The organism is Cupriavidus sp. USMAA2-4, assembly GCF_001854305.1.
GTDB classification, from domain to species: Bacteria; Pseudomonadota; Gammaproteobacteria; order Burkholderiales; family Burkholderiaceae; genus Cupriavidus; species Cupriavidus malaysiensis.
This window is the reverse complement of sequence record NZ_CP017749.1, coordinates 1526122-1552930: the sequence shown is the minus strand read 5'-3', so window position 1 is coordinate 1552930 and position 26809 is coordinate 1526122. Positions and strand designations below refer to the sequence as shown.

Sequence of the window (26809 nt, the reverse complement as noted above, 5' to 3'; positions counted from 1 at the left end):
CTATCGGTCGATTCGCGCTGCCTTGTACCAATCGAGGATCTGCTCCCCGGTCAGGAAGGCGACGTCCTCGCGTGCCCGGATGTGTGCCAGCGCCTCCCGGAAGTAGCGCAGGCGGTGTGGCGCACCCATGATGTACGGATGCACGACCAGTGCCATCACGCGGGCCGAGTGCTTCGCATCGGCGTAGAGCTGCTCGAACTGGTCGATCGCGCGGTCGCGATACTCGCTGGCCTTGTGATGCTGGATCAGCATCATCGCCACGTCATTGCACTCCTGCGTATAGGGAACGTTCACGATGCGGCCACCATCGCGCGTCTTCAGCTCCACGGGCTGGTCGTCGAGCACCCAGTCGCAGACATACTCGTAGCCTTGCTCTGCCAGGATGTCCGGCGTGTGCCAGGTTTCCGTGAGTCCCGGACCAAGCCAGCCGCGCGGGCGCTTGCCGGTATAGGCACGGATCGCTTCGGTGGTCTTCGCGATGTCGATCGTTTCATCGGGCACCTTCTGCATATTGCGCTGCCCGAAGCCATGGCCGATGAACTCCCAGTTGCGCGCCTTGGCCGCCCTGGCGATCGGCTCGTATGCCTGGATGGCCGAGCCATTGATGGCAAGCGTCGCGCCGATCCCCAGTTCGTCGATGACGTCCAGCATGCGCCAGAAGCCGACGCGGTTGCCGTACTCGTGCCAGGCCCAGTTCGGGATATCGGGCATCGGAGAGCCACCGGCGGGAGGCGTCAGCACCGTGCGCGGCATGGTCTCGTTGATATCCCACTCCTCGACATTGACAATCACCCAGACAGCCAGGCGCTTGCCGCCCGGCAACGTCAAGGCGGGACGCTCTGAAATGGCTGAATACGAAATGCGCTCAAGCGGCTTCATGGTGTGCTCCTGGTGTGCTCCGTTGGCTGGGGACTCAGACAATCTCGACCTGCAAGGGGGCGAGTCCTTCGATGCGTCCGGTAAGCCTGTCACCGCGCTGCACCGCGCCGACGCCTTCCGGTGTGCCGGTGAAGATCAGGTCGCCCGGAAGCAGCCGGTATTGCCTGGAAAGCTCGCTGACGATCTCGTGGACGTTCCAGATCATCTTTTCGAGCAAGGAGTCCTGTCGCACCGTCCCGTTCACCGCAAGGCTGAGTGTCCCAGAACGGAGATGCCCGACCTGCGCCGCGGGATGGATGGGGCCGCACGGGGCCGAATGGTCGAATGACTTACCCAGCTCCCACGGCAGGCCGCGCTTATTGCATTCGCGCTGGCGGTCCCGCCGTGTCATATCCAGGCCCGCGGCGTAGCCGAAGACGTGGTCCAGCGCGGTGTCGGGCGATACGTTTACCGCCTCGCTACCGATGGCGATAACCAGCTCGAATTCGAACTGAAAATCGTCGGTGAACGTGGGATAGGGGACACGCCCATCGGTGACAATGGCATCGGCCGGCTTCTGGAAGAAGAATGGCGGGTCGCGCTCGTCGCCCTCCCCCATCTCCCGGATATGGGCAAGATAATTGCGCCCCACGCAATAGATGCGCCGCACCTGGAAGCGTTGGTCACTGCCAACAATATCAAGGAAGCTTGGGGCAACGCGCGGGAGTTCGGTCGACTGCGCGATGTTGTCTGCACTGGCACTAGGCATAGGGATTGTCTCTTAGTAAGATGTTCTGGTGGATGGAGTGACTAGAGTTTAGAGTTGAGGTCATTCGCTCTCAATGCACAGGTTTGCGAAAAGATGTGCAATCCTTGCGATCCTTTGTCCGGCGGTTTCCCATGCACCAGGCGCATCCCTCAAACGACCCGCTGCCCCCCCTGCACCACAGCGGCGAAAAGCGCGCGGCCATCCGGAACTACACCATGGCCACCCGGGCGCAGAGCGCCTATTTTGGTATCCACAACCAGAGCAATTGCCTGCCCAATCCGGTAGCGCACCGTCACGAATACTTCCAGATCTACGTCAACATACGAGGCGAGACGACTCACTACATCGGGGACCAGCAGCGACCCATTCGCCCCGGCACGGTAAGCTTCGTGCTGCCATTCGTCGTTCACTACATTCCAAATCAGGCGGACGGCCAGTTCTACGTGATCAACATCAGCAAGGAGTACTTGCTGCCGTCGCTTGATCTTGACGTTTTCGCGTTATCGGATGTGCCTCTCGCGCACGCACCGGAACTCGCCCCCTTCCGCTTCCAGCATTGCCTGGATTTTCAGTTCGATGAGCTGGACACGCAGTCCCTGCAGGAGCTTTGCGAGCGCATGGTACAAGAGGCGCAGCAATCGTCGAGTGACGACACGGCCAGCAGCCTGCTGATCCGCAGCCACCTGCTGAACCTGATCGGCATGGTATGGCGACGCCATGGCGACAAGATTCGCGGTTGCGAGGCCAACGGACGGCATCTGCAGCCGTACAAGCAATCCGTGCTTCGCTGCATGCGCTATATCACCGACAACCTCGCCGGGGAGCTGACACTGGGCGATGCAGCCCAGGTCAGCCATGTGTCCGCAACCCATCTGGCCCACCTGCTGAAGAATGAAACCGGGAAGACCTTTCTGGAACTGGTGACGGAAAGACGGATTGAGCGGGCGAAGAGCTTGCTGGTTTTCACATCCGCCTCCGCCGCGGAAATCGGGCAAAGCACGGGATTCGGCGAGCCGAATAACTTTGCCAGGCGCTTTCGGCAGATCGTAGGGTCGACGCCATTGGCATTTCGACGCCAATTCCAGAACGTCGGCGCGCGCACCTGGGTTGAGTAGCCCCCGGCTGGCGAATGCCGGGCCGCCTCCGGATCGGTGCAGCGTCCCGCGGACACACCTTAAGCTCCTCCCTCAGCCTGCCGATAACCAGATGCCGGAATTTCCGCTTATCGTTATCGGCATGAAAGACCGGCAACCATCACGCTTCGCAAGCCGTCGTTGGCACTGCTTGCATGCGACCCATGCATCTCAACAATGCCATAGCCGGACGCAATGACATTCACCCAGACAGATATCGTTCTCGCCGAGGTCTATTTCCCCATCCTCGTCGACTGCGCCATCACGCGCCAGACCATCACGTACAAGAACCTCGTCGGACGGGCTCAGGCCCTCCACCCTTCGCTGATCGAGGTACAGAACGCCATACCCGTCTCGACGGGCAGGCGGCTCGATGTGGTCAAGTACTTCTGCGAAACGCTCGGCTTGCCGGACCTGGCCGGCCTCGTGGTGAATGGACAAACGGAAGAACCCGGTGGCCGATACGATAAGCGGCACATCGCCACCGAGGTCCAGCAGGAAGCCTTCGATTTTGACTGGCGCAGCAAATCGCCCGAATTCGCGACGTACATCGTGACGCAGAGAAAGCTCGTTACGCCTCTGGTCAAGCGCAAGCCAGAAGAGGCAGGAAAACTCCGCTATGCCTATTACACCGCGCACAAGGACGAGCTGCCCGCCAACATTGTGGATTTCCGGGATGCGATTGACCTGCTACTAGTCGAGGGACACGAGCCGGAAGATGCATTCGAAATTGCCCGCACAGGATCCAACACGACAGTCGACCCAGCCGCAGGTCGGTGAAGCTTTTGCCTTGGCCGGTCTTGGCCGGTCTTGGCCGACTCGACCGGGCCGGGCGAAGGCGCGCTATCTATGTCATGGCAAGGCCTGGAATTGCACGCTCGAATCGCTCAAGAATCGCTTCGCCAGCTTGGTTATGGGTTCGGGCTCAGTCGACGTGTAGAACGTGACACTTGACTGTCGAGCACGCACGAATTCTGGATGTCGTGCCAGGTAATCTGCCAGGCTGCTGGCTGTCACTTTGGGTTGAGAAAGAATCTCGACATCGTGTGGCAGAACCTCTGCAAACAAGTCCTCAACCAATGGATAGTGGGTGCATCCGAGCAATACCGCGTCCAGGCGTTTCTCACCCAGGCGTCGCATCAACAATGTCACATAGCGTCTGACGGCGCGCCTGAGATCCTCTACCGGGGCATCTGCCTCGATGAGGCGAACTAGACTTGGGCACGCTTGCTGCACAAGATTGACGTTAGGCGCTCGCTTCGCGGTTTCTTCGACAAATACCCGACTTTCCACGGTATAGCGTGTAGCAAAGACGGCGACGGTCTTCGTTGCGTGCGTTTGTGAACTGTGATCGGATCCAGCTGACCAAGGGACGCCCGTCATCGCCTCTATCATTGGGACGACAACACCAATCACTCGTTTGTCCGGGTAGCGATCTGGAAGCCACGTTTGCTGAAGACGACGGAGACCAGTCGCTGCCGCCGTGTTACATGCGACAACGATCAAAGAACAACCCAATTCAAAAAGTCGCTCCAACGATGATACTGTGAGTGCATAGATCGTATCGGCATCTCGATTCCCATAAGGTGCGCTGCCGTGGTCACCAAAGTAGACGAAATGCTCGTCAGGAAAGGTCTCCCGAAGTGCTTTGAGGACCGTCAATCCACCACTACCAGAATCAAATACTCCGATCATTAAAAAAGCTCCGTCGGGAAAGCATAATTACTTGTTCGGTGTTAATGGCGCTTAAACCCAATCGATGCGGATGCAGCGGGATCGACGGGAGTTGCGCAGATGCGGAGTGCATGGCCCCGGCTTCGCATAGGGCAAGGTCGATGTGATGACGTTTCGTTCAGTGACGCGCCCAAAGCCTCTCGAAGACCTGCCGCAATTCGGCTTCGATCAATGCGACCACCTTCGCAAGCCGCCTCAGTACCCCATCACGGCTGGTTACCGGACATGGTGGACTGACAGGTTTGTCCACCCATAGGCCAAACGCCACGCTCAACGCTGTCAGGCCGCTGGATATCCCCAACAAATATAGGAGTGCGCCCATCATCTTCATTGCAGGGATGATCCTTTGGATGAAACCCGTCGAGAGGCTGTACTGTCATCATGCCGCGGCGATGACTGGTCGTAGATTGTCAACGAATCACGCTGCCATGTCGATGGACCGCTGACGGCCGATTCCGGCCTGCGGCTCGTTGCAGAACCGCGACCGTGCTTCACCGACTCGAAGCGGCCCGTCGCCCCAGCACAGCATTGCGGCAGCTTCCAGGACACAACGACCGTTCGTCGACGTGTCGAAAACGCTGATCGGTTTGACGCGAAACAACCGCCTGGCGAGAGAAACTCTGGATAGGCGCGCCCTATGACGAGCGACAGGCACCGCTTTGAGGTGCCATGCCCTGGGCTTCTTCAAGAAGCCACTTCGCGAAAGCCTGCAAGGGCATCTCGCACAATTCGATCGGCTCGGGAAGAACGAGGCAGAAGTTCTTGGTGATCGCTTTGCCGTCTGGCCAGGGCGCGACCAAACGGCCTTGTTCCAGCTCCGCCCCGATGTAAAGACGCGGCACCAATGCGACCCCCAGGCCGGCCAGGGCCGCCTCGATCAGCATGGAATGGAGATCGTAGCGCGCGCCAACCGCCGGATTGGCGAGCACGATCCCTGACTCCTGTGCATAGACCTGCCAGGCGTCAGGATTCTGTCGCCGGTGAAGCCTTGGCAGCGCGTCGAGCGACGTGTCCGCGCCCGCGTCTGCGAGGAACGCCGGGCTGCAGACGGGCACGAGCACCTCCTCCAGCAGGTGATGGCGATGCATGCCCGCCCATGCCGGATGCTCGAAATGAATGGCCGCGTCGAAACCGCTGCCGGCAAGCAGGAAGGGTTCCAGACGTTCGGCGATATGCACGGTGATGTTCGGATGCGCCGCCTGGAAACGTTTCAGCCGCGGGATAAGCCAACGCGTGGCGAAGGTCGGAACTGCGGCGATATCAATGCTTGCGCCCTCGCTGGGCTGCCCCATCAGATACAGGGAGTCCCGCTCCAGCCGATCCAGGGTCTCGCGAACCTGCGCCGCGTATCGCGTGCCGTTAGGCGCAAGCCGTACCCGATTGCCAACGCGCTCGAACAATGCGACGCCCAAGAACTCCTCCAAGCGACCGATCTGACGGCTGATGGCGCCCTCGGTGCGCGCCAACTCCTCGGCAGCGCGGGCGAAGCTGCCATGTCGAGCCGCCGCCTCGAAAGCCAGGAGCGCGGAATTGCTTGGAATCTTGCGTCGCATTGAGGTCTCGCCAATCGGATGGGCTTACGGCCAGCTTGAGCAAACATCACTGAAGGATGACGTTTTCTCGATTTCAATGCGTGAAATATAAGGCTAGCCTTACATCACTGCAATGAACATCGATCATGGCAGATCGATGCGCTTCCGTCACGAAGGCCAACCCGATGATCCACGCGGTGGAGTGCAGCTTCGCCGATTCCGACAGCGAAGCCGAATGGAACGACTTCTATCGCGGTGAAAAGCTGCCACCCTCACGATGACGCAACAACTGACGAGCTCCCACGCCCCGTCGACAGAACAGGAAAAGTAGGCCTGCGATGCCAAACATTGCTTTCTATCTCGATGCGGAGCAAACGCCGTCTGACGAGAGCCTTGCCGGGCTTTCCGACGATTGCATCGAACTCTGTACGAATGTCCTGGAGGCTGAACTCAAGAACGTTCACATCATCTACGTCAATATCCGGAGTGGATATGGACACCCCATCTTCGCGGAAATCCGATATCGCCTCGAGGCATTTCGCACGCCCACGGTAATGAACCGTTTCATGGAAGCCCTGGACAACGCCATCGTTCGCCGCACGGGTCTCACGGCGCGCATCCGTTGTTTTGCTTATGCCGCGCCGAATATCCATGCGCGAAACTGACCGGTCTCGATAAGAAGAATGTCCATGCCTAACTTTCCGGTTCAGCAGGTCGGGGATGTCACGATTACCGCCATCAGTGACGGCTATCTCACCGCCAGCCTCGACTTCCTCTCCAATATCGACAGCTCCGAGGCTGCCAGAATGCAGGGCGATGCAGGGCAGAAAGAAGCCTGCGCCGTGCATATCAACTGCTACGTGGTACGCGGAGCGGGCCGCACCATTCTCATCGACGGTGGGGCTGGCGGTATCAAGCAATGGGGCGGCCGCCTGGAGGCCAATCTATGGCTGGCCGGCATCGAACCCGCCACGATCGACACCATCCTGCTCACTCACGCTCACCCCGATCATGTCGGAGGGCTGGTGAAACCGGCCGGGAACATTGCCTTTCCGAATGCGGAGCTTGTGGCGCATCGGCGCGAGGTCGAGTTCTGGCAGGATGACGGAAACCTGGCTCGCGCCAGTGAACGGGCCCGCGGCAACTTCGCGATAGCGCGCCAGGTGTTCGACGCCTACAGCGGCCGACTCCGTACGTTCGATGAGGGCGAAGTGCTGCCCGGAATCAGGGCGATGCCGCTACCGGGGCACACAGACGGACACACCGGGTATCTCCTCGAATCCCGTGATCAGGGTGTTCTCGTCTGGGGGGATATCGTTCATTTCCCTCACATCCAGATTGAACGGCCAGACGTATCGATTGCATTCGATCAAGACCCGTCCCTGGCGGCCTCCACCCGATCGCGGCTTCTGGACGTGGTCAGTTCGGAGGGGCTTTTGATCGCCGGTATGCACTTGGGCGAGCCAGGTTTCGCGCGGATACAGCGAGCCGGACGGGTGTACGGCCTGCATTATCAGACCGCAGCATGAGGCGGTGGGCAAAAGGCCGGCCAGGTACCCGTCGCTAAGCTGCGACCGTCCCGGAGCGGCTCGAAGCGGACGGCCAGGAAAAACCGGCTATCGCGGATCGAAGCTCAGTTCAAGCCGGGTGCCGCCGGGTTCCACCACCATGGCATGCCATTTGGGACCGCTCCCGGACAGCTCCGGCGGGAACTCGACCTGAACACCGGGGTGGGAGCGTATACGCGCGAAGATAGAATCGAGTGCGGATCGATCCGGAACCTTCAACGCGAGGTGGTGAAGGCCGACAATATTCTTGCGATCGAATGCCGTGAAGGCGCCGACATCGGCGACCTGCCAAAGCGTGATCTTCGAAACGCCATCCGTGACATAGGCAGCCGGGTAGGCAGGATTGCTACCGAAGATTCGCCAGCCCAGACACTCCGTGAAAAAGCGTTGTGAGGCTTCGAGATTGGCAACGGTAAGCCCGATGTGGTCAATCCCCATTGTCGTGGCGGACATCCTCTCTCCCCGTCATTTTCGTTCCGGCTGGAGAGCGATTGTAGCAATGTGCCGGTTCAGGCGCAGTGCGGACGTGCGGTCCGAGCGGTCCCTGCAGCATCCACTGGCTCCCGGATGAGGCAGGGACGCGGGGCGCCTCGGAGTGGCCGGTGGCGACGTCCGCCAACCCCGATCCGATAGCCAGCGGCTGTGCTGGATTTGATAGCAGGCACGGCCTATCCTTTTCTCGGATCAGCGTCGGCGGCGGGGTAGCTGGCGATTCTCCCAGGCATTGGAGGCCCCGGCGGCGAACCTGCCCTCTGCCATGACATGACATGACAGCGGACAGCCTCCGCGCAGCCAGTGCATTGCCGGACAGGAGGCGAAAATGGGTGCTTCGCAATTGCGGCGGGCCCTCGTGGGGCTCTCCGGCCTCGCCTTGGCCGGGTCGATGGCGTTGGTGCAAGCGGCGCCGGTCTCGTTCACCGTGGCGCTCAGCGGAACGCAGGAGGTGCCTCCTGTCCAGACCAAAGGAAGCGGCTCCGCCAACCTCACCTTCGACCCCGGCACCCGGGTCGTCACCTGGACCATCACGCTCAGCGACCTGTCCAGCGAGCCCACCATGGCGCATTTCCATGGGCCAGCCACGCCCGGCAAGAACGCCGACGTGAAAGTCTGGATTTCCAGGAAGGACGCGGCGCTCACCAGCCCCTTGCAGGGGCAGGCCACGCTGTCCCCGGCTGACGCGCAGGAGCTTCTTACCGGCGAGATGTACATCAACGTGCACACCAAGGCGCATCCGGCCGGCGAGATCCGCGGCCAGGTGCTGCCGCCGAAGGGTCCTTGACGCCTGCGCCTGCGTTCAGAGATACGCCATGAGAAGCGCCGCGGCAGCGGCGCCGACGCCCAGCAGAAGCAGCGCCAGCATTGCCGGCGCCAGCCGCGGCGCGGCGATGCGCGCCGGCAATGCTTTGCGGCCGGTCAGCATGGGCAGCAGCAGGTTCTGGCCCTTGGCCAGCGCGTATAGCGCGATGGCCAGCACATGCAAGGCCGTCGCCGCCAGCAGCGCGTCCCACAGGATCGCGTGGAGCGCCTGGATCGCATTGGCGATCGAGACGGGAACCCATGCGGTGAACGGTCCTTTGTCGGCCATATCGTTGTTGACGTAGATGCCGCTCAGTGTCTCGCCCAGCATCAGGGCCAGCAACAGCAGCACCATCCAGCCGCCGGCCGGGTTGTGGCCGACCTGCAGGTCGGCTTCGCGGCGGAACAGGTGCCGCAGATGGCGGAGCGCGGCGGCGGGCGACGCCAGAAAGCTCCGGAACCGTGCGGTTTCGCTGCCGAAGCAGCCCCACAGCAAGCGGAACAGCAGCAGCGCGAGCAGCGCCTCGCCGATGCGCACATGCCAGCCCATCCAGTTCAGCCACCAGCTTGCATAAGCCCCTGCTACCAGCAGCACCGCCAGCCAGTGGAACAGCCGCGTCGGCAGATCCCAGACCAGCACCGGACAGGACCCGACCGGCCCGGGTGGGTCGGGCAATCCTTCTGGCTCCATAGGCTGACGACTGATCATTGCGGCGGCTGTGGCAGCGCCGCCGGCACCAGCCCGTACCTGGACATGACACCGATCAGCTTGTCGCGATCGGGCGGCCCGCCGGCATTGACGATGGCTCCGATATCGAGAAAATACTGTGCGCCGATGTCAGGCGTGATGACGATCAGCGCGCGGGCCGTGGCATGGTGCGGGTTGCTGAAGCGATGGACCGATCCGCGCGGGGTGAACATCCATTCCCCCGGCGCCAGGTCTCGGACTACGCCATCGACTGCGTACTGGAGTATTCCCTCCAGCACATAAACGCATTCTTCGTTGTGCGTGTGGCTGTGTGGCGGCGGGACTTGCGAGCCGGGGGGCACGGTCAACTCGAACACCCCCATGCCACCTGTGGCACTGCCGTCGATCAGGTACCGGATGCCCAGTTGACCCAGGTTGATCAGCTTGCCTGACACCGCTTCGCTGGAAGTCATTCTCAATCTCCTTCCGATCAAGGATTCTCGATAGCCCGCCAAGGTTGCAGCCGGGGGCGCCGCAACGCCATCCGGATTATGCGCCTCGCAGGGACGAATCCTGCCTGGCGGCGGTCACCGGCCGCCTGCGGCCGGTCACGGCAAGCAGGGGGGGAAAAGCAAGAGGCCCCGGGATATCGCCTCGTTGGCTTTGGCGGCACGCAAGCAGTAATCTTCGGTACTGGATATCGCAGCAAGGCAAAGCCCCGGCCACTGCAAGGCGACTTGGATTGCGCTGGGGAAATATCCGGATGAAGCCCCCTGCGTCGCGCATCGGGGCAAGACGGTCAACCGACGATTGGAATTGAGGAGCCAGGCCGATGGAAAGCACCAGCGCAGTCGTGGCGGCGGCAGTCGCCTTCGTGGGCAGCCACTTTCTCTTGTCCCATCCGCTGCGCAAGAGCCTGGTCGGCGCCATCGGCGAAGCCGGATTCCAGGGCGTCTATTCGCTGGTGGCCGCCGTGACGCTCGGCTGGATGATCGTGGCCTACCGGCGCGCGCCCCTGACGGCACCGCTATGGCCGGTCGGAAGCGGACTCAGGGCGCTTGCGAGCGTGCTCATGCTGATCGCCTCGGTCCTGCTGATGGGTTCGCTGATCCGCAACCCGGCGCTTCCCACCGGCGGCCGGCCCGGCACGTTCCCGGAAACGGCGCACGGCGTGTTCGCGGTGACGCGCCACCCGATGATGTGGTCGTTCGCCCTGTGGGGGCTGTGCCACATCGCGGTGTTCCCGGTGGCCAAGAACATCATCGTGGCGGTGGCCATCATCGTCCTCGCGCTCGTCGGCGCCGCGCTGCAGGACCAGAAGAAGGAGCGACTCCAGCCCGATCTCTGGCCCGCCTGGGAGTCGAAGACGAGCTACCTGCCGTTCGCGGCGATCGCCGCCGGCCGCGCGCGGCTCGGCGGCTTCGGCCTGCACGCTTTGTTGGGCGGCCTCGTGGTCTGGCTCGCGGCATCCTGGGCCCATCTCCCGCTGGCCGGCACGGCCGCGGGCATCTGGCGCTGGCTGTAGCCGCAGAAGCGGACGCCACGGCCGCGGCCGGCGGGAGCGACGCCGGTGCGCCTGCCGCTCAGCGCAGGTCGCGGAAGCGGCTCGGGCTCATGCCCACATGGCGCCGGAAGGCGGCCGAGAAGTGGCTCAGGTTCTTGAAGCCGCAGCGCCGCGCGATGTCCAGCACGGGCGTATCGGGTTCATCGCGCAGCAGGGTACGCGCCCGCTCGAAGCGCAAGGCGGTCATGTAGCGGTGCGGCGTCTGGCCGAACGAGGCGTGGAAAATCCGCAGGAAATGGTCCTTCGACATGCAGGCGACCTGGGCCAGGTCCTGCAGGCGGATGTCTTCGTGCAGCCGCTCGGCGAACACTTCGGCTAGCTTGCGCATGACGCTCTGCCGCAGCGTGCCGCCGTGCGCACCGCGGTGCCTTCCGGCATCGGGGCCGTCCAGGCTGTAGCGTTGCACGAGGTGCCGGACCAGCAGCACCTGGATCTGGTCGAGCACCAGGGATTCGGTGCGCATGCCGTCGGTGGCGTTGGTGGGGGACTCGCTCGCCAGCATGCGGAAGAAGCCGTCGAGCCAGGGGTCGGTGACGGCGAAGAACGCGTCGATCTCGGGGCAGGCGTCCTGCTCCAGGGTGTCGCGGGAGAACTCTTCGAACACCGAGTGGGGCAGGTAGAGATGCAGGACCTGGGTATGGCCGCCGACGCGCCATTCGGTATCGGAGGCACGCGGCATGAAGGTGAGCGCGCCGATGCGCGAGCGGAATCCGGTCACCAGGCCATGCCGGCGGCGCTCGACATCCGTGTTGCCGGAGAGGTGGTAGACCAGCACATGGTCCGCGTTGCCATACAGCCTGGCCTCGCAGGGCGGATGGTTCCAGCGCGCGCCGAAGATGGTGCCGCTATGGCTCGCCAGCAGGCGTTCGGGCCCCCGCCCGGTCTCCCGGGCAATGATCTCCAGGGCGGTTCTGTTTGCTTCCATGGCGGGGGTCTCCTGTCTTCCTGGCTCCAGGCCTTGTTTTGCTGCCATTCTAGGGAGTCGGGCCTGCAAAAAAATAGGGCGTTGTGCGGATATCGCGATCATTCCGGCGGGCAGCGTCCGGATGCCCGCCGGGGTGCCTGCCCGGTCCCGCGCCAGGCACCGGCTGTGCAAGGATCGCAACTTGTTCCGATATCGCGCAGATGTTCATCCCCGGCGCTCTCCAGCGTCGCCTGGCTGATAGATTGGCTCGCGCCATCCCCCGCGGATGGCCACGACGATCCCAATCCAGGAGACATTGCCTTGACCCTTTCGACCCCCGTGCCGGAGCCGGCCTCCGCCTCCTCCGTCAAGCTGACGGCCCGCCTTGGCCGCGACTTCATCGATGCCGACGCGATCCCCTGGACGCCCTGGGTGATGGCCGGCACCTATTTCAAGCTGCTGGCGGTAAACGAACTGAGCGGTGGCTTCACCATGCTGCTCAAGGTCGACGCCGGCACCAAGGCCCCGGTGCACGCGCACCTGGGGTCGGCGGAAGCCTTCCTGCTGGAAGGCGGCTTCTACTACGACGCCGACGATCCCGGCCAGGCCGGCTGCTACACCTACGAAGCCGGAGGCGCGGTGCATGAACCCGTCTCGCCGCAAGGCTGCATCATGTTCGCGGTCAGCCATGGCCCGCTGGGCGGCTGCGATGCGCAGGGACAGGTCAATGCGGTGGTGGATTGCCGCACCATGCTGGCCCTGGCCGAGGCCAACGGCACGGCCGGCCATGTCGTACGCGTGACGTCCGCGCACTGAAGGCGAACGCTGGCGCCGCTTGTCCCTTGCGGCTTGCTGCTTGGCGCTTGACGCTTGCCTGGCGGGGCGGGCGGCACCGCTGCCCGCCCCGCCCCTTTCGCGAACCGCTCGACCAGCAGGCATGCAAGCGCCCGACGGCAGCCATGCAGACAAGAGACAGAAGACAGAAGACAAAAGACAGGAGGCAGGTGATGGCAGGAACACTGCAGTCCCGGGTGGTGGTGGTGACCGGCGCCGGGGCCGGCATCGGCGCGGCGGCCGCGCAGACGATGGCGCGCGAGGGGGCGCGCGTGGTGGTCAGCGATATCGACGCGGCGGCCGCGGAGGACACCGCGCACCGCATCGCGCAGGCCGGCGGCGAAGCCGTCGCCATGGGCGTGGACGTATCGCGGCCGGAGCAGATCGACGCCCTGCTCGAACTGGCGCTGCGGCACTACGGGCGCCTCGACGGCGCCTTCAACAATGCCGGCATTCCCGGCCCGGGCGTGCCGCTCGCACAACATGACGAGGCGCACTTCGATGCCTTGCTTGCCGTCAACCTGAAGGCGGTGTGGTACGGCATGAAGCGCCAGATCGAGATCATGCTGCCCGGCGGCGGCGGCGCCATCGTCAATACGGCCTCGGTGGGCGGCCTGGTCGGCAAGCCCGGCCTGTCCGTCTATTGCGCCACCAAGCACGCGGTGCTGGGCCTGACCAAGACCGCCGCCCTGGAGTACGGCAGCCGCGGCATCCGGGTCAATGCCGTCTGTCCCGGCGTGGTGCGCACGCGCATGGTCGACATGGTGATCGCCGCCCAGCCGGAGACCGAGAGCACCTGGGGCACGCTGCAGCCCATCGGGCGCTTCGGCACGCCGGAGGAGATCGGCGAGGCGGTGGCATGGCTGATGTCGCCGCGCGCCTCGCTGGTTCATGGCCACGCGCTGGTGGCCGACGGAGGCTTGACGGCGGCCTAGGCGGGCCGGCCGCCATCGTCGCGGCCGCCGGCGCGAACTGCGCGGCGGCCGCGACGGTCAGCGCGCTACCGGTGCACGTGCGCGGCCACCCCGTCGCGCTCGGCCATCTCGAGCATCAGCTTGTAGTCGACGATGCCGGCGATGCTGCCGTCACCCGCAAGGCCGGCGATCGGGCCGTCGAACACGCAGAACAACACGCAGCCGTTGGCCGTGCGGGGCTGGTGGATGTCGCCGGCCGGCTCGAAGATGTAGTCGCCGGGCCGGCCGATGTCATCGGTGTCGTAGCAGATGTCCCCTTCCATCACCAGCACTTCGATGGCGCCGAGGTGATGGTGGATCGGCGCTTCCACCCCGGGCTTCACCTTGAGCAGGCAGGTGAAGCCGCCGTTGCGGCCGTTCACGCTCAGCAGCTTGTAGTCGACGCCATCCATCACCCACGGCTTCCAGGGGATGGGGCCGAGTCTCTGGAAGCGTGGATAGGGCAAGGTGATCCTGGCGCGGGCGCCGGCATTGTCGTCGCAGGCGGCGGCGTCGCTCAGCAAGGCACTCATGCGGTTGTCTCCTATGTGGTGGTGGGCAGGGAAAACGGGGACCGGCACGGGCCGGTGGTCCGTCACCATCATAGGGAGTGCGCTCGCTCACGCGAGCAGGGTGCGCGACAAGATCACGACAACTGCAAAGCACCGCGTTTTCGACAGCGCCGGCGCCGCCACGGCGGCAGCCGCTGCAGCCACGGCAGACGCGGCGGGCCCCTGCGTTGCGCCCGCCATCCCGGTCGGCCGGACCGCGCGCAGCAGGGCGATCAGGCCGCTGGCATCGCGCTGGACCAGCGCGTGGCGGCAAGCCATGCGCCGCGGATCTTGCGCCGCATGGCCCCGCTTCACCACGAAGCCGCATCAAGCTGGATCAAGCCGCCTCACCCCCGCCCCGGCGGCTCCCCCCCTCCTCCACGAAGCGCCGCACCGCCCCAGGCCGCGCGACGCGATGGCCTGCAGCGCCGGCCTGACCTCGGTGATCACGAGCGGCACGACTCCTACCGTCCCGGCCTCCCGGCGTCCCGGCCATGCGCCTCGGAGGACCGGCAGACGGAAAGGGCAGCATCGCCGAAATCGCGATAACGAGAACCGATCACCAGATCCGCGCGCCCGAGGGAAATCACCGATGCGCGTCCACCCTCCATATAAATAGCATACCAACCATCCGCCTACGATCAATGACAACCGGACGACGGGAGGCATTGTATGCGGTTCAGATGGCACCTCCCGTCCATGGCCAGCCTGGCGGATTGCACCGGTAATGCCTTGGCGGCAGCACTCCGGCCTGCATGACGCGGGGTCTGCCATGCATCGGGACCGTCTTTCGGCACCGAATTCTTCCCATAAAAAACGTGTACCAACGATTGGTTAGCACATTCAAATAGCAGTTCCCGAACCGCGATGACGACACGTTGGTCATCGCGGTTCCCCTCCCCAAGAAGAGAAAGGAGACAAGATGAAGTTCAGAATGGCAGTGTGTTCCGCCGCGGGTATCCTTGGCATGCCCGGCCTGGCGCATGCGCAATCTTCCGTGACGCTGTATGGCGTGCTGTCCGTCGGCGTTGCCTACGTCAACAACGAGGGCGGCCAGGCTGCAACCAAGATGGTGCCCGGCACCTTGCAGAACAATCGATGGGGCCTGCGCGGCAGCGAAGACCTGGGTGGCGGAAGCAAAGCTGTCTTCGCACTGGAGAGCGGCTTCGCGATCGACGACGGCAAGTCACAGCAAGGTGGCCGGCTGTTCGGGCGGCAGGCCTTCGTCGGCCTCAGCAACGAGCGCTATGGCACCCTCACGTTCGGCCGCCAGTACGACGCGGTGTACGATGCCCTCGACATCATGTCCGCCCCGGTCGCGGCGGCCGGCCTCGCGACACATGTGGGCGACAACGACAACGTTTTCGGCAGCTATCGCCACAACAACGCGATCAAGTACGTCACACCGGACTGGGGCGGCCTCCGAGGCGAGTTGAGCTATGCGCTGTCCGATGTCTCCAGTGCGGCCAACAACCGCTCGTTCAGCGCCGGCGGCATCTACGAGAGGGGCTCCCTGCGCTTGGCGGGCGCCTACCTGCAGCTTGACAACCCCGGCCTCAACGCCGGCAACAATGCGAGTGGAGCGGTCACGGACGACTACTTCGGTGCTCCGTTCGTGCTGTTTCATAGCAGTCCGCTCAATCCCGCGATCGGCGTGCGCAAGCAGCAGGTCGCGGGCCTGGCTGCCGGCTACGGTTTCGGCGCGGCGCGAGTCAACGCGATGTACACCTATGTCAACTACGCCTATCGCGACAACAGCGGACTGCGCCTGCACAACTTCGACCTCAATGGCACCTACCATCTGACGCCCTCCCTGGTGCTGGGCGCAGGCTATGTATTCACTGCCGGCAGCTACAGCGGCATCTCCAGCACCCCGCGCTGGCACATGGCCCAACTCAGCCTGGACTACTTCTTGTCCAAGCGCACGGATGTCTATGTCTATGGCACCTATCAGAAGGCCGTAGGCGCCAAGGCGGATATCTATCTCTTTGCCCCCTCCAGCAACGACCGACAGCTGGTGATGGTGGCCGGCATCCGCCACAAGTTCTAGCCCGGCCGTACGCCGCCGCGCAACGCCTGGCGGATACGGCCAAAGGAAGCGAGCATCGCGGCCAGCGTGCGCGCTTCGGCAGGCAGAGGCCGGTCGGCAGCGCGCATCAGTCCGACCTGCCGCGGCGGCAACATGTCGTCGAGCTCCAGCGCCAGCAGCCCATGCGGGCTGCCCGCGCGTTCCAGCACGCCCCGCGGCATCTCGGCAAGGTAGTCGGACGCTCCCATCAGAAGAACGGCATCCATCAGCGAAGACAGTACCAGCACCGAGCGAGGCGGTGGCAAGCCGTGCCCTGCCATCTTCTGCTCGAAGCGCTGCCGCACATTCGACTGCGTGGAGGTCGATGCGCCGGAAGCGGGAACAGACCAGGCGTCCGCCAGCACGATCCAGTTGCAGTCCCTCAATGCGGACGCCTTGCGCGCCGCTGCCAGGGGATGCCCCTGCCGGCACAGGATGGCCGGCACGCTGTCGTACAACGCACTGCAGCGCAAACCGGCGCGATCCGCAGGAGGTGGCAGTGTGGCGATGGCCAGTTCGATGCGTCCAGCGCGCAGCGCGTGCACGATGGCCTCCGAAGCGCCATGCATCACATGGAGTTCAACATCGGGAAGCCGTCTCTGAAACTCGGGCAGCACGTGCGTGCCCACGAAAATTGACGGGTCGAGCGACAACCCGATCCGCACGGTCGAGGCACGCTGGCACGCCATGCTGCGCAGCGCCTGCTCGGCGCGCTCCCATTCACGCAAGACAGCCTCGGCATGACGAAGCGCGATCTCGCCATGCGACGTCAAGGTGATCCCCCGCCCGTTGCGCACGAACAGGCTCAGGCCATACTGTTGTTCGAGCCGCTGCAAGCTCAGGGTGATCCCGGCTTGCGACGCACGACGGGCGCGCGCCGCGGCCCGGATACCGCCGTGGCGCACCACGGCGGCAAGGTCGTGGAGTTGCTGGATCTTCATGCAGGTCCTGCCCTCTGCCCGGCGCCGGGCACGTGCACCAGTCAGTCCATTGCGTCAGAGCGAGCGCCCCCGCGCGACGGTGCCTCCAGGTCGCAGGCCAGGCGCTAAGCGCTGATTCCCGCATACCATGTCCTTCCCTCCCATTTCAATGATTCAGCGGACTAGATCAGGAAGGACTCCAGCGCTTCCGGCGCGAACAGGTCTTCGGGCCTGAGGCCGGCCGGGGACAGGCCTTGCTCGTGGTGGTAGCGCAGGAAGGTTTCCAGCACGTGGCGGTTGGCAGCAAAACCATAGGGCCACCAGTCCCGGCCCATCACGCTTTCGGCTTGCTCGACGTGAGCCGGCAGCCAGGGCAGCATGGTCTTGAGCGCTGCGGTCTGGCGCAGGTCCTCGTACGCCTTCCGCTGCGCCAGTTGAAGCGCCTTGTACAGTGACTGCGCAAGCCAGCGGTTGGCCAGGTAGACCTCCCGGCGGATCACCACCGTATGCATGATCGGGAAGATGCCGGCGCGTCGATAGTAGTCCTGCTCGACCGCCTGGTAGTCGGGAAACAGCCGGCGAACGTGGTGCGGGCGAGTGTGGAAGGTCGATGGCGTGCGCGCCGTGAACAAGGCATCGATCTCCCCGTCAGCCAGCATGCTGGCCAGGGTCTGCTCCGCGCCGATCGCGCGGAGCCGGAAACGCTCCGGCAACTCCAGGCGCAGCTTTTCCTCGCGCCCCGGTTGCTCCTCGCCCCCCGTCCAGTACTCCATGGCATCCGGCGCCACACCATACTCGTCGGCGAGGATGCCCCGGATCCAGACGGGGGCCGTCATCTGATACTCGGGCACGCCGATGCGCCTGCCTGCTAGGTCCGCCGGGGTCTCGATGCCACTGGCGGCGGAGACGAATATGCAGGAATGACGGAAGAAACGCGACGGGAACACCGGGACGGCGATAAAGGGCGAGTCACCCCGCGCCAGGGACACGACATAGGACGATAGCGACATCTCGGCAATATCGAACTCATGGTGGCGCAGCATGCGGAAGAACGTCTCTTCCACGGGCTGGGCGAGGAAATTGAGATCGACGCCGTCGATGGCGACCTCGCCAGATTTCAGTGCGGCCACTCGGTCATAGTCCCAGCAGGCCATGGTCAAGCGCAATCGGCTCATATGCAAACCTCCAGTCAGTGAATGGAAACTCCAGGAAATCGCCCCGCGCCGAGACACGGGGACACAAGCAATGACCCGTGCCCCGCAACCCGCCTCCGCCATTTGATAGGCAAGCATATGGTTGGTATGCTGGCAATCGTTGTATCGATCATTGGTACAATATTCAAATCAGGGACCGCCCACTGCCACCGGCCGTTTCGGGGCGGCGCCTTTCAGGAGCATCTCGTTCTATGTCGCTTGAAATCTTCTACTCGCGGGCCGGCCATTTGATCCGTCGCCTCAACCAGATCTCTGTCGCGCTGTTCCTCGAGGAAGCCGGCAGCCATGACCTGACGCCCCGGCAGTACGCCGCCCTGAAGATGATCGACGAGGTCCCCGGCATCGACCAGATGACCCTGTCGAACATGATCGCCATGGACAAGACGACCATGGTCAAGGTCATCGACCGCCTCGTCGAGAAGGGACTCATCACGCGCACGCGGGCACCGCATGATCGCCGCTTGAACCTGCTGCACGTGACACCGGCGACCCGTGCCACGCTGGACCAGATCGAGCAGGAACTCGACCGCAGCGAGGCGCGCATCCTGGCCCCGCTGAGCAAGTCCGAGCAGCGCCTCTTCATGGAGATGCTCACAAAGCTGGTCAACGTCAACAATGCCTACTCGCGCGCACCGCTGGATGCTTCCCGGATGGAAGACCTGGCGGCACAGGGCCGGCTCGACCTGCCCGGTACACGGACGCCCGAGGAAAAATCGCCCGCACGCAAGTCCCCGGCCAAGACGACCGGCACCGCCAGCAAGCCATCGCCCGCGCGCGCCCCGCGCAAGGCAGTACGTCGCGGCGGCGAGACCGCCTAGTCCTTGGCGGCAGAGAAAGCGCTCCCGAGCGGCGGTGCATCCAGGTCGCAGGCCAGGCGCAAAGCACGGGCATCGCACGGCGATGGCACGCCTTTGCCATGACGCATACGGCCTGGAATCGCTGTCGATCGCAGGTGCTTTTCCAATGACGCAGTGGACTGGGGCCTGGCGCAGCAAGGCAGAGCTCGTCAGAAATCGAAGAACACCGTCTCGTCCCGGCCCTGCAGCACCACGTTCCACCGCAGCACTCCAGGCCCTTCGGCCTGCGCCACCAGCGTAGCGCGGCGCTCGTGCGGGACAAGCGCCAGCACCGGGTCGGTCCGGTTGGCGGGCTCGCCTGGGAAGTAGACCCGTGTCACGAGCTGCTTCAGGATGCCGCGCATGAACAGCGCGACCACCAGGTGTGGTGCCTGCAGGCTCCCGCCCGGCCCCGGCACGGCGCCAGGCTTGACGGTAGTGAAGCGGAACCACCCCGCCTCGTCAGTCCCCACCCGCCCCCAGCCACGAAAGCCGGACAGCGGCGCCCGTCCGCCCTCTGGATGGGCGTAGCGCCCCTGCGGGTCCGCCTGCCAGACTTCCAGCATGGCGTCGTCGACCGGTGCGCCGTCGGCATCCAGTACGCGGCCGGAAAGGGAAACGCGCTCCCCCGCCTCGCCCGGTGCCAGATCCTCGCTCGTCAGCCAGGTGAACCCGATATGCAGGTAAGGACCCGCAGTCTGTGAAGTCGTTGCTTGAAGGCTCATGATCCATTCCTCCTGTCGATGATTGCCGCTGGGCGGCCGGCCTTGCGCATACCGGCCTTAGCGACGTACCCAGCCACCGGACGGCTCCCACGGCGTTTGCTCGCGTCCGCGCAGCACGATGTCGAAGCGGTAGGCCAGCGCGAACTCCGGCACCGTGTGCTCCCAGTCGAGCCGGCTCACCAAGCGTTGCCGCGCCTTCGCGTCGGGCACGCACAAGTACATGGGGTCGTAGTCCAGCAGCGGATCGCCGGGAAAGTACATCTGCGTGACCAGCCGCGTGGCGAAGGCGGGGCCGAACACCGAGAAGTGGATGTGCGCCGGGCGCCAGCCGTTGTAGTGATTGCGCCAGGGATACTCGCCTGGCCGGATGGTGAGGAAGCGGTAACAACCCCGCGCGTCGGTCAAGGTTCGGCCACAGCCGGTGAAGTTGGGGTCAAGCGGTGCGTCGTGACGGTCAGCACGATGCGGATAACGACCGGCGGCATTGGCCTGCCAGATCTCCACCAGCGTGTTCGGCACAGCACTGCCGTTCTCGTCCAGCACCCGCCCGCTGACGATGATGCGCTCGCCGAGCGGCCGGCCGTCGTGTTGCGACGTCAGGTCGTTGTCGTGCGCGCCGAGATCCTGGTGGCCGAACACGGGCCCCGTGATCTCGGACAAGGTCTGCGGGAGCAACACCAGCGGCACTTTGGGCGAGCGCTTCTGCGTCGCCACGTAGCGAGGGAACAGGTAGTCCGGCTGCGTGCCCGCGGCCGGCCGGCGATAACCCAGTACGTCTTCCATCTTCCAGACTCCAGTTGAGAGGGTTCCTCAAGGCGCGGCCGACAGTGTCCCCGCGTCGAAGCCCGCCACGCGCTTGTAGCGCTCTTGCCATGCGAGCAACTCCTGCGCTGAGATCACGTCCTCGAGCCGCTCGAACGGTTTCCCGCCGGTACGTTCCTCCACGACCAGCAGGATGGCATCGGGTGCAATCTCGCGATTCGCCAGCACCACGTCGCCGGTAGCCTTCAAGCGCTTGTGCTCGTAGGCCTGCAGTGCCCGGCGCGGATCGTCCTCCGCGGCCAGCAGATCGGCCAGCGCAGTCGCGTCGATGATGGCCTGCGCTGCACCGTTCGAGCCGCGCGGCATCATCGGATGCGCGGCGTCGCCCAGCAGCGTGACCCGCCCCACCGTCCAGAAGCCGAGGGGATCCTGATCGACCATCGGGTACTCGTAGACCGCATCCGCCTCGCGCAGCATGGCTGGTATGTCGAGCCATTCGAACTGACTGTGCTCGAAAAGGTGCAGGAAATCCTCGAGGCGGCCCTGGCGGTTCCAGTCCCGCTCCTCCTCTTCGGGCTTGGCGAACTCGATGACCCAGTTGATGAGCTGCGTGCCCTCGCCGTCGATGTTGTCGCGGATCGGATAGGTAATCAGCTTCCCGGTGTGGTAGGTACCGACATAGGCCATGCTGGCACCCGACATGAAGGGCTTGGCGCGCGTAACGCCGCGCCACTGCGTGGAACCCTGGTAGCGCGGCCTGGCCTCGGCCGGGTGAAACTGCTTGCGGATCACCGAATGGACGCCGTCGCAAGCCACCACGACCTGCGCGCTGACCGGTGCCAACGGCGCGCCGCTGCCGCTGTCCTGCAGGTGGACGGTGACACCCGCGTCGTCCTGCTCCACGCCCGTGCAGCGCTGCCCGAGGTGCAGGACATCGGCGCCCAGGCGTTCCTCTACCGCGGCGAGCAGGGTCATCTGCAGGTCACCGCGATGGATCGACACCTGTGGCCAGGCATAGCCGGCAAACTTGCCACGCGGCTCGCGATGCACGAGCTGGCCATGGCTGGTGAAGAAGCAGTACTCGCGCGTCTCCTGGCCCTTCGCCAGCAGGCGCTCCTGCAGTCCAAGTCTGGCGAGTTCCTTCATCGCGTGCGGCAGCAGGTTCAGCCCGACGCCCAATGGTTTGAGTTCCGTCACGCTCTCGTAGATGCGACAGCGGATGCCGACGCGGTGTAGCGCCAGCGCCAGCGTCAGGCCGCCGATGCCGGCCCCGATGATGACGACTTCCTTTTCCTGCGAATGCTGCATGAATATCTCCTTGGCTTGTTTCGGAGCGAGTGCGAGCCTGCCCTGACGGCATCGCTTTGTTGTCTTCCATGGGCACGGGCGCCGGTCAGGGTCCGGCTAGGTGCGTGGCGCCCTGCGGCTGTCGCGCGACAGCACGCCGAGCCATGTCGTTCCTCAGTCCAGGTGAGCGCCGGACTCGCGCACGACCTTGCCCAGCCGGATCGTCTCCGAACGCATCAAGGAGGCGAATTCCTCCGGCGTGCCGGTCATCATCTTGGCGCCCTGCTCCGCCATCTTCGCCACGACCTCGGGATCGCGCGCCGCCTTGGCGAATTCCGCGTTCAGCTTCGCCACGACGGCCTTGGGCGTACCCGCCGGGGCAACCACGCCGAACCAGGCGTTCAGGACGAAATCGGGATAGCCTAGTTCGATCATGGTCGGCAGGTTGGGCAGCAGCGGCGAACGCTGCGTGTCGGCAATGGCCAGGGCGCGCACCTTGCCCTCGCGCACCAGCGGCAACGAGTCGACGATACCGTTGAAGAAGAAGTCGAAGCGCCCCGCCACTGCGTCGGCAACCGCCTGCGACGAGCCCTTGTAGGGCACGTGCGTCGCTTCCAGCCGGGTCCGCGAACGGAACATCTCGGCCAACAGATGTCCACCGCTGCCGATGCCCATCGAGGCATAGCTGAGGCCGCCCGGCCGGCCCTTGCTCAGCGCCGCCAGGTCCGCCGGCGAGCGGGCCGGACTCGATGGCGGCACGACCAGCACATGGGGAAACGAGAACAGGGGCGCCACCGGCGCGAAGTCCTTGACCGGGTCATAGCTCAACTTCGTATAGAGGGAACTGTTGATCGCGTGCGAACCGACGCTGGCCAGGTAGAGCACATAGCCGTCCGGGCGCGCATTCTTGACGGCGCTGGCCCCGATCTGGCCGCCGCCGCCGGGCCGGTTGTCGACCAGCACGGGTTGTCCGGTGTACTCGGTCACTTTCTCGGCGATACGGCGCGCGCCGACGTCCGCCGCGCCGCCGGCGGTGAATGGCACGACAATGGTGATCGGCCGGGCCGGGAAATCCTCGGCGCGCGCGACCACAGGACAGGCGCCGAACGTTGCCGCCAGGAACAGTAATAGGCAGGCGCGCAGCAGGCCGCTGCGCAGGAAGGGGTTCAACATGAAGCTGTCTCCTAGTTTTCGTGTGGTATGCATGTGGCGGCCCCCGGCGCGGACGGATGCCGGACGCCGCGGTACGCCGAGATCTTCAATCCGCTCGCCTCTCCTCGCGCAGGTAATCCAGCCTGCGCATCAGTTCGCGATCGCTGACCAGCATCAGCGTGGCCTGCTCGCTCACGGCCTGGTGCCGGACCCACTGCCACCGTGGCAGCGTGAACACGTCGTGCTGCTGCCAATGGAACACGGTGTCGCCGATGTCGCTGCGGCCACTCCCTTCGATCACGACGACCATCGCGGTCGCGGTGGTGCGCACCGCGGCAGTTGTCCGGCCGGCCGCCAGGCGCAGCGCCTCGACGTCGATGGTCGGCATCACGGGGCCGCCGTCGGCCGGATTGAGGTAGCGCAGGCGGCGCGAGCCGTCGACGCCCGGGGCCATGGCGGCCAGCACCCGGTCGGCGCGCTCCCAGGCGTAGCGATAGAGCGGAGAGTAAGGCACCACCGCCGCGTCGCCTTCCGGGAGCATGCCGCCCTCCGCCAGGCTATCGTCAGGCGCTGCCGCCAGGCCACGGGGTGGCACGGGACCCGGCCCCATCTCGAAGAACACCGCGCCGAGTTGCCGCGCCAGCGGATAGTCGAGCCCATCGAACCAGACCATGCGCTCGCTTCCCTCGTGGCAATGCTCGTGCCAGCTCCATGCCGGCGTCAGGATCACATCGCCGGGGACCATTTCGCAGCGTTTGCCGTCGACCGTCGTGACCGCTCCGCTGCCGCACATGACGATGCGCAGCGCGGCAAGCGTATGCCGATGGGCATCGGCCGACTCTCCCGGATTGAGAACCTGCAATCCGCCCGACAGTGTCGGCGTGGTAAAGACCGTGCCAGGGAAATCGGGATGGGTCAGCAGTAGCACCCGCCGTTCAGCCTCCTCCATGTCGACTTCGCGGGCGGCACGTTCCACCAGCGGCCCCATCGTCTGCCACGGCCAGATCAGCGGCGCGTGATATTGGGGCTCGCGGGTATTGAGACGCATATAGCGATCCCACAAGGGTTGTGCATGAACCTCGTCGAGTGCCTCCAACAGCGGCTTGCTGCCGCTGCGCTGCCGTTCCGCCGTCATGCCTCGTCTCCATAGGCACGTACCCGGACATCCATGGCATCCAGGCCATCGCAGGCGGCATGCAGGAAATCGCCTGGGTGGATCGGACCCACGCCTTCCGGCGTGCCGGTGAACAGCAGGTCGCCTGGCTTGAGCGTGTAGAAGCGCGAAGCGAAGGCAATCAGCTCCGCGACGCTGAGCACCATGTCGGCCGTGGACGTGTTCTGCCTCACGATGCCATTCTGCGACAACCACAACCGCAGGGCGTTCGGATCTTCGATCTCATCCCGAGTGGTCAGCCAGGGGCCAAGCACCGTATAGCTATCGATCGACTTGCGGAAGCTGCGATCCTCGGTACCGCGTACGGTGATGTCAAGGCCGACCGCATAGCCGGCGACGTAGTCCAAGGCTTCCTCCACCGGCACCTCGCTCGCGGCGCGACCGATCACTGCTACCAGCTCCACCTCGTAGTCGGTCCGCCGCTCGGGAAAGCGCACCGCGACTCCCTGGGCAGCCCCCACCAGGGACGATGTCGCCTTGAGGAACAGACCTGCCTTCTCGATATCCGCCAGGTTGTGTCCCGGAGAAATATTGCTCGCCAGCATCTCAGCGATATGCGCGTGATAGTTGACCGGCGCCGCCACGATCTTGCCTGGCAAGCGCACCGGCGCAAGCAGGCTGACGGCGCTGGCCGGCGCGGCTTGCCGCGCCAGCAGATCCGACGGCAATCCGGCGCGAACCTGGTCGAGGTAGGCGATCAGGGGATCGCCATCCACCGGCGGCAAGCCCTCCAGTACTCGCGTGACAGCTTCCGTCACGTCCACCACCTGTCCTGACAGGACGACGCCCACGCGGTCATTGTTGAATCGACAGAGCTTCAAGTTTGTCTCCAGAAGGAAGAGTTGGCACCCGGCGGTATAAGGAACGACCATCCCGACCACTTCTCAGGCAAGCAACGCGTGCTTGGCGTTGTCTCTTCGGGTCGTTTCGATATGGTGAGTATACCAACGATTGGCGTACGGTCAATAAATTGATATGCACACCAACCTTATGTACACTCCAGTCACGATCGAAGTCACCAGGCCTGCCGCCGGCCAGAAGACATGACGGCGGCGACGCCTCCGGCCCCGGGGGCCTGGCCTGTTTCACCACCCATGCAAAGGAAAGCCATGCCGATCCGCATTGCCGCCATCGACGTCAGTCACTGGCACTCAATCTATGACGCCGCCTACCTGAAACATCTGGTTCAAATGGAAGACGTGGAGGTAGTGGCACTGCATGATGACGATGCCGAGATCGCTGCGAAGCGTGCACGGGCCATCGGGGTCGGTGCCGTCTACGCCGACCACCTGGCGATGCTCGACAGCGAGCAACCGGATTTCGTCGTTGCGCTCGGCCGTCACGACCGCATGGCGCGGCGTGCGCATGACCTGCTGGATCGGGGCATCGACTTCCTGATGGAAAAGCCGATGGGACGCAACGCCGCCGAAGTCCGTGGCATTGTCGACAAAGCCACGGCGCGGGGCGCCTTCGTCGCCGTTCCACTGCCCCAGCGCGACGCGCCATTCATGCGCAAGGCGCGCGAGATGCTTGTCGAGGGGCGCTTCGGCCGCCTGTCCCACATCTACATCCGCATGAACCGCTTCAGTTCCGCACGCTACCCCGCCTGGGATTCCGCCTGGATGCTTGACCCGGAGGCGTCGGCCGGCGGCTGTCTGCGCAATCTGGGCACGCACGGCCTGGACGCGCTGCGGGTGCTGGTCGACGAGCCGTGGGTGGTCACCGCAGCACAGATCAGCAATGGTGCGCTCGGCCAGGCGGTAGAAGACTATGCAAGCGTGCTGCTGCGCAGCGAAAGCGGTGTGCTCGCCACGCTGGAAGTTGGCAATGCCTACCCGCGCCGCACCACCGAAGGCGCCACCAATCTGCCAAGCCGGGATCGGCTGCTCGACGGCGCCGACGGCGAATGGAAGATCTGCGGCCAGCATGCGCTACTGATGGCCAAGGATGGCATGCTGCGCATCGTCGGCACGGACGACGAGACATCCCTGCCCGGAGAGCCGGATGGGAATCCTGCGTTCGGGATGCTGCGCAAGACCCTGGACGCATGGCGTGCCGGCGGCCCTCCCCCGGCGAGTGCGCGGGACTGCTTGCGTGCCGTCGAACTGATCGATGCGGCATATGGCCTGGCCGATCCGCTCCGGCGCTGAGCTCCTCGCCTGTCTCCGGCGCCCGTAGCGCATTGCACGCGCCAGGCCCCCGCTTGCTCGACCCGGCGCCACGACCTCAGGCATACTTCACGCCGATGCCGGCAGCGTGCGGGGCCTCCCGCCCGCCTCTGCCGGTC

29 protein-coding genes and 1 pseudogene are annotated in these 26809 nt (G+C 64.6%); 12 read left to right on the top strand and 18 right to left on the bottom strand.

Annotated elements, in window-relative coordinates; genetic code table 11:
* Entirely contained in the window at positions 1 to 879 is an 879-nt protein-coding gene (locus BKK79_RS26995) for a polysaccharide deacetylase family protein (protein WP_071039319.1), read from the bottom strand.
* Positions 880 to 913: 34 nt separating this feature from the next.
* On the bottom strand, positions 914 to 1627 hold the full coding sequence (locus BKK79_RS26990; RefSeq protein WP_071039318.1) for a fumarylacetoacetate hydrolase family protein: 714 nt from the start codon (positions 1625 to 1627) through the stop codon (positions 914 to 916).
* Between the two features lie 131 nt (positions 1628 to 1758).
* Between BKK79_RS26990 and BKK79_RS26985 the strand changes: the two genes are divergently transcribed.
* On the top strand, positions 1759 to 2742 hold the full coding sequence (locus tag BKK79_RS26985; protein WP_084085197.1) for a helix-turn-helix transcriptional regulator: 984 nt from the start codon (positions 1759 to 1761) through the stop codon (positions 2740 to 2742).
* A 213-nt stretch (positions 2743 to 2955) separates the two neighbouring features.
* Positions 2956 to 3540 carry a hypothetical protein gene (locus BKK79_RS26980; RefSeq protein ID WP_071039317.1) on the top strand — a complete coding sequence of 195 codons (585 nt, stop codon included), beginning with the start codon at positions 2956 to 2958 and terminating at the stop codon, positions 3538 to 3540.
* 72 nt (positions 3541 to 3612) lie between these two features.
* Here BKK79_RS26980 and murI read toward each other — a convergent pair whose 3' ends face one another.
* Together murI and BKK79_RS26970 are read right to left on the bottom strand one after the other, a co-directional pair.
* Entirely contained in the window at positions 3613 to 4455 is an 843-nt protein-coding gene (gene murI, locus BKK79_RS39320; RefSeq protein ID WP_084085195.1) for a glutamate racemase, read from the bottom strand.
* 674 nt (positions 4456 to 5129) lie between these two features.
* On the bottom strand, positions 5130 to 6047 hold the full coding sequence (locus tag BKK79_RS26970; protein ID WP_071039315.1) for a LysR substrate-binding domain-containing protein: 918 nt from the start codon (positions 6045 to 6047) through the stop codon (positions 5130 to 5132).
* Between the two features lie 164 nt (positions 6048 to 6211).
* Between BKK79_RS26970 and BKK79_RS40570 the strand changes: the two are divergent.
* The 3 genes and pseudogenes from BKK79_RS40570 to BKK79_RS26960 all read left to right on the top strand — a co-directional run.
* A pseudogene (locus tag BKK79_RS40570) lies at positions 6212 to 6295 on the top strand (sugar ABC transporter); the annotation flags it as partial.
* Between the two features lie 69 nt (positions 6296 to 6364).
* Positions 6365 to 6691 (top strand): hypothetical protein, encoded by a 327-nt coding sequence (locus BKK79_RS26965; RefSeq protein WP_071039314.1) that lies wholly within the window; start codon positions 6365 to 6367, stop codon positions 6689 to 6691.
* Between the two features lie 18 nt (positions 6692 to 6709).
* Positions 6710 to 7555 (top strand): MBL fold metallo-hydrolase, encoded by an 846-nt coding sequence (locus BKK79_RS26960; protein ID WP_071039313.1) that lies wholly within the window; start codon positions 6710 to 6712, stop codon positions 7553 to 7555.
* Positions 7556 to 7642: 87 nt separating this feature from the next.
* Here BKK79_RS26960 and BKK79_RS26955 read toward each other — a convergent pair whose 3' ends face one another.
* Positions 7643 to 8047 (bottom strand): VOC family protein, encoded by a 405-nt coding sequence (locus tag BKK79_RS26955; RefSeq protein ID WP_071039312.1) that lies wholly within the window; start codon positions 8045 to 8047, stop codon positions 7643 to 7645.
* A gap of 367 nt (positions 8048 to 8414) precedes the next feature.
* Between BKK79_RS26955 and BKK79_RS26950 the strand changes: the two genes are divergently transcribed.
* On the top strand, positions 8415 to 8873 hold the full coding sequence (locus tag BKK79_RS26950) for a CHRD domain-containing protein (protein ID WP_071039311.1): 459 nt from the start codon (positions 8415 to 8417) through the stop codon (positions 8871 to 8873).
* 15 nt (positions 8874 to 8888) lie between these two features.
* Here BKK79_RS26950 and BKK79_RS26945 read toward each other — a convergent pair whose 3' ends face one another.
* Positions 8889 to 9566 carry a cytochrome b/b6 domain-containing protein gene (locus BKK79_RS26945; RefSeq protein ID WP_232346454.1) on the bottom strand — a complete coding sequence of 226 codons (678 nt, stop codon included), beginning with the start codon at positions 9564 to 9566 and terminating at the stop codon, positions 8889 to 8891.
* A gap of 29 nt (positions 9567 to 9595) precedes the next feature.
* On the bottom strand, positions 9596 to 10051 hold the full coding sequence (locus BKK79_RS26940; RefSeq protein WP_071039309.1) for a cupin domain-containing protein: 456 nt from the start codon (positions 10049 to 10051) through the stop codon (positions 9596 to 9598).
* A gap of 359 nt (positions 10052 to 10410) precedes the next feature.
* On the opposite strand from BKK79_RS26940, the gene BKK79_RS26935 reads away from it, so the two are divergent.
* Positions 10411 to 11103, top strand: coding sequence for an NnrU family protein (locus BKK79_RS26935; RefSeq protein WP_071039308.1), 693 nt, complete (start codon positions 10411 to 10413; stop codon positions 11101 to 11103).
* Positions 11104 to 11161: 58 nt separating this feature from the next.
* Here BKK79_RS26935 and BKK79_RS26930 read toward each other — a convergent pair whose 3' ends face one another.
* Positions 11162 to 12067 carry a helix-turn-helix transcriptional regulator gene (locus BKK79_RS26930; protein WP_071039307.1) on the bottom strand — a complete coding sequence of 302 codons (906 nt, stop codon included), beginning with the start codon at positions 12065 to 12067 and terminating at the stop codon, positions 11162 to 11164.
* Positions 12068 to 12367: 300 nt separating this feature from the next.
* Here BKK79_RS26930 and BKK79_RS41225 point away from each other — a divergent pair, with 300 nt between their 5' ends.
* Positions 12368 to 12862, top strand: a complete 495-nt coding sequence (locus BKK79_RS41225) for a 2,4'-dihydroxyacetophenone dioxygenase family protein (RefSeq protein ID WP_198173403.1) — start codon at positions 12368 to 12370, stop codon at positions 12860 to 12862.
* Between the two features lie 191 nt (positions 12863 to 13053).
* Positions 13054 to 13815 (top strand): glucose 1-dehydrogenase, encoded by a 762-nt coding sequence (locus BKK79_RS26920; protein ID WP_071039305.1) that lies wholly within the window; start codon positions 13054 to 13056, stop codon positions 13813 to 13815.
* A 65-nt stretch (positions 13816 to 13880) separates the two neighbouring features.
* Here BKK79_RS26920 and BKK79_RS26915 read toward each other — a convergent pair whose 3' ends face one another.
* Together BKK79_RS26915 and BKK79_RS26910 are read right to left on the bottom strand one after the other, a co-directional pair.
* Positions 13881 to 14366, bottom strand: a complete 486-nt coding sequence (locus BKK79_RS26915; RefSeq protein ID WP_071039304.1) for a 2,4'-dihydroxyacetophenone dioxygenase family protein — start codon at positions 14364 to 14366, stop codon at positions 13881 to 13883.
* A gap of 87 nt (positions 14367 to 14453) precedes the next feature.
* On the bottom strand, positions 14454 to 14663 hold the full coding sequence (locus BKK79_RS26910) for a hypothetical protein (RefSeq protein WP_157128523.1): 210 nt from the start codon (positions 14661 to 14663) through the stop codon (positions 14454 to 14456).
* A gap of 643 nt (positions 14664 to 15306) precedes the next feature.
* On the opposite strand from BKK79_RS26910, the gene BKK79_RS26905 reads away from it, so the two are divergent.
* Positions 15307 to 16434, top strand: coding sequence for a porin (locus BKK79_RS26905; protein ID WP_156811407.1), 1128 nt, complete (start codon positions 15307 to 15309; stop codon positions 16432 to 16434).
* Here the strand turns inward: BKK79_RS26905 and BKK79_RS26900 are convergent.
* Positions 16431 to 17393, bottom strand: a complete 963-nt coding sequence (locus BKK79_RS26900) for a LysR family transcriptional regulator (protein ID WP_071039302.1) — start codon at positions 17391 to 17393, stop codon at positions 16431 to 16433. The genes BKK79_RS26905 and BKK79_RS26900 overlap by 4 nt on opposite strands.
* Before the next feature lie 161 nt (positions 17394 to 17554).
* Positions 17555 to 18547: a PhnD/SsuA/transferrin family substrate-binding protein gene (locus BKK79_RS26895; RefSeq protein ID WP_071017107.1), complete on the bottom strand. Its 993-nt coding sequence runs from the start codon at positions 18545 to 18547 to the stop codon at positions 17555 to 17557.
* Between the two features lie 230 nt (positions 18548 to 18777).
* On the opposite strand from BKK79_RS26895, the gene BKK79_RS26890 reads away from it, so the two are divergent.
* Positions 18778 to 19404 carry a MarR family winged helix-turn-helix transcriptional regulator gene (locus tag BKK79_RS26890; protein ID WP_071017109.1) on the top strand — a complete coding sequence of 209 codons (627 nt, stop codon included), beginning with the start codon at positions 18778 to 18780 and terminating at the stop codon, positions 19402 to 19404.
* A gap of 188 nt (positions 19405 to 19592) precedes the next feature.
* Here the strand turns inward: BKK79_RS26890 and pcaG are convergent, their stop codons facing one another.
* The 6 genes from pcaG to BKK79_RS26860 all read right to left on the bottom strand — a co-directional run bounded on the left by pcaG (position 19593) and on the right by BKK79_RS26860 (position 25394).
* Complete coding sequence (gene pcaG, locus BKK79_RS26885; protein WP_071039301.1) at positions 19593 to 20147, bottom strand: protocatechuate 3,4-dioxygenase subunit alpha; 555 nt, start codon at positions 20145 to 20147, stop codon at positions 19593 to 19595.
* Positions 20148 to 20204: 57 nt separating this feature from the next.
* Entirely contained in the window at positions 20205 to 20930 is a 726-nt protein-coding gene (gene pcaH, locus BKK79_RS26880) for a protocatechuate 3,4-dioxygenase subunit beta (RefSeq protein WP_071017112.1), read from the bottom strand.
* A 27-nt stretch (positions 20931 to 20957) separates the two neighbouring features.
* The gene (locus BKK79_RS26875) at positions 20958 to 22217 is read right to left on the bottom strand and encodes a flavin-dependent oxidoreductase (protein ID WP_071017114.1); all 1260 of its coding nucleotides are present in this window, start codon (positions 22215 to 22217) and stop codon (positions 20958 to 20960) included.
* Positions 22218 to 22370: 153 nt separating this feature from the next.
* Entirely contained in the window at positions 22371 to 23369 is a 999-nt protein-coding gene (locus tag BKK79_RS26870) for a Bug family tripartite tricarboxylate transporter substrate binding protein (protein WP_071017116.1), read from the bottom strand.
* Between the two features lie 85 nt (positions 23370 to 23454).
* Positions 23455 to 24483 (bottom strand): cupin domain-containing protein, encoded by a 1029-nt coding sequence (locus BKK79_RS26865; RefSeq protein ID WP_071039300.1) that lies wholly within the window; start codon positions 24481 to 24483, stop codon positions 23455 to 23457.
* A complete protein-coding gene (locus BKK79_RS26860; RefSeq protein ID WP_232346453.1) occupies positions 24480 to 25394 on the bottom strand; it encodes a fumarylacetoacetate hydrolase family protein in 915 nt (304 codons plus the stop codon). The genes BKK79_RS26865 and BKK79_RS26860 overlap by 4 nt, the downstream gene beginning before the upstream one ends.
* A 237-nt stretch (positions 25395 to 25631) precedes the next feature.
* On the opposite strand from BKK79_RS26860, the gene BKK79_RS26855 reads away from it, so the two are divergent.
* A complete protein-coding gene (locus BKK79_RS26855; protein ID WP_071039299.1) occupies positions 25632 to 26672 on the top strand; it encodes a Gfo/Idh/MocA family protein in 1041 nt (346 codons plus the stop codon).
* The last annotated feature ends 137 nt before the right edge of the window (positions 26673 to 26809 follow it).

Excerpts from the sequence above, each read along its gene's own strand:
- BKK79_RS26995 (WP_071039319.1), bottom strand. The coding sequence starts at position 879 with ATGAAGCCGCTTGAGCGCATTTCGTATTCAGCCATTTCAGAGCGTCCC.
- BKK79_RS26990 (WP_071039318.1), bottom strand. The coding sequence starts at position 1,627 with ATGCCTAGTGCCAGTGCAGACAACATCGCGCAGTCGACCGAACTCCCG.
- BKK79_RS26985 (WP_084085197.1), top strand. The coding sequence starts at position 1,759 with ATGCACCAGGCGCATCCCTCAAACGACCCGCTGCCCCCCCTGCACCAC.
- BKK79_RS26980 (WP_071039317.1), top strand. The coding sequence starts at position 2,956 with ATGACATTCACCCAGACAGATATCGTTCTCGCCGAGGTCTATTTCCCC.
- murI (WP_084085195.1), bottom strand. The coding sequence starts at position 4,455 with ATGATCGGAGTATTTGATTCTGGTAGTGGTGGATTGACGGTCCTCAAA.
- BKK79_RS26970 (WP_071039315.1), bottom strand. The coding sequence starts at position 6,047 with ATGCGACGCAAGATTCCAAGCAATTCCGCGCTCCTGGCTTTCGAGGCG.
- BKK79_RS26965 (WP_071039314.1), top strand. The coding sequence starts at position 6,365 with ATGCCAAACATTGCTTTCTATCTCGATGCGGAGCAAACGCCGTCTGAC.
- BKK79_RS26960 (WP_071039313.1), top strand. The coding sequence starts at position 6,710 with ATGTCCATGCCTAACTTTCCGGTTCAGCAGGTCGGGGATGTCACGATT.
- BKK79_RS26955 (WP_071039312.1), bottom strand. The coding sequence starts at position 8,047 with ATGTCCGCCACGACAATGGGGATTGACCACATCGGGCTTACCGTTGCC.
- BKK79_RS26950 (WP_071039311.1), top strand. The coding sequence starts at position 8,415 with ATGGGTGCTTCGCAATTGCGGCGGGCCCTCGTGGGGCTCTCCGGCCTC.
- BKK79_RS26940 (WP_071039309.1), bottom strand. The coding sequence starts at position 10,051 with ATGACTTCCAGCGAAGCGGTGTCAGGCAAGCTGATCAACCTGGGTCAA.
- BKK79_RS26935 (WP_071039308.1), top strand. The coding sequence starts at position 10,411 with ATGGAAAGCACCAGCGCAGTCGTGGCGGCGGCAGTCGCCTTCGTGGGC.
- BKK79_RS26930 (WP_071039307.1), bottom strand. The coding sequence starts at position 12,067 with ATGGAAGCAAACAGAACCGCCCTGGAGATCATTGCCCGGGAGACCGGG.
- BKK79_RS26920 (WP_071039305.1), top strand. The coding sequence starts at position 13,054 with ATGGCAGGAACACTGCAGTCCCGGGTGGTGGTGGTGACCGGCGCCGGG.
- BKK79_RS26915 (WP_071039304.1), bottom strand. The coding sequence starts at position 14,366 with ATGAGTGCCTTGCTGAGCGACGCCGCCGCCTGCGACGACAATGCCGGC.
- BKK79_RS26910 (WP_157128523.1), bottom strand. The coding sequence starts at position 14,663 with ATGGCTTGCCGCCACGCGCTGGTCCAGCGCGATGCCAGCGGCCTGATC.
- BKK79_RS26905 (WP_156811407.1), top strand. The coding sequence starts at position 15,307 with ATGAAGTTCAGAATGGCAGTGTGTTCCGCCGCGGGTATCCTTGGCATG.
- BKK79_RS26900 (WP_071039302.1), bottom strand. The coding sequence starts at position 17,393 with ATGAAGATCCAGCAACTCCACGACCTTGCCGCCGTGGTGCGCCACGGC.
- BKK79_RS26895 (WP_071017107.1), bottom strand. The coding sequence starts at position 18,547 with ATGAGCCGATTGCGCTTGACCATGGCCTGCTGGGACTATGACCGAGTG.
- BKK79_RS26890 (WP_071017109.1), top strand. The coding sequence starts at position 18,778 with ATGTCGCTTGAAATCTTCTACTCGCGGGCCGGCCATTTGATCCGTCGC.
- pcaG (WP_071039301.1), bottom strand. The coding sequence starts at position 20,147 with ATGAGCCTTCAAGCAACGACTTCACAGACTGCGGGTCCTTACCTGCAT.
- pcaH (WP_071017112.1), bottom strand. The coding sequence starts at position 20,930 with ATGGAAGACGTACTGGGTTATCGCCGGCCGGCCGCGGGCACGCAGCCG.
- BKK79_RS26875 (WP_071017114.1), bottom strand. The coding sequence starts at position 22,217 with ATGCAGCATTCGCAGGAAAAGGAAGTCGTCATCATCGGGGCCGGCATC.
- BKK79_RS26870 (WP_071017116.1), bottom strand. The coding sequence starts at position 23,369 with ATGTTGAACCCCTTCCTGCGCAGCGGCCTGCTGCGCGCCTGCCTATTA.
- BKK79_RS26865 (WP_071039300.1), bottom strand. The coding sequence starts at position 24,483 with ATGACGGCGGAACGGCAGCGCAGCGGCAGCAAGCCGCTGTTGGAGGCA.
- BKK79_RS26860 (WP_232346453.1), bottom strand. The coding sequence starts at position 25,394 with ATGGTCGTTCCTTATACCGCCGGGTGCCAACTCTTCCTTCTGGAGACA.
- BKK79_RS26855 (WP_071039299.1), top strand. The coding sequence starts at position 25,632 with ATGCCGATCCGCATTGCCGCCATCGACGTCAGTCACTGGCACTCAATC.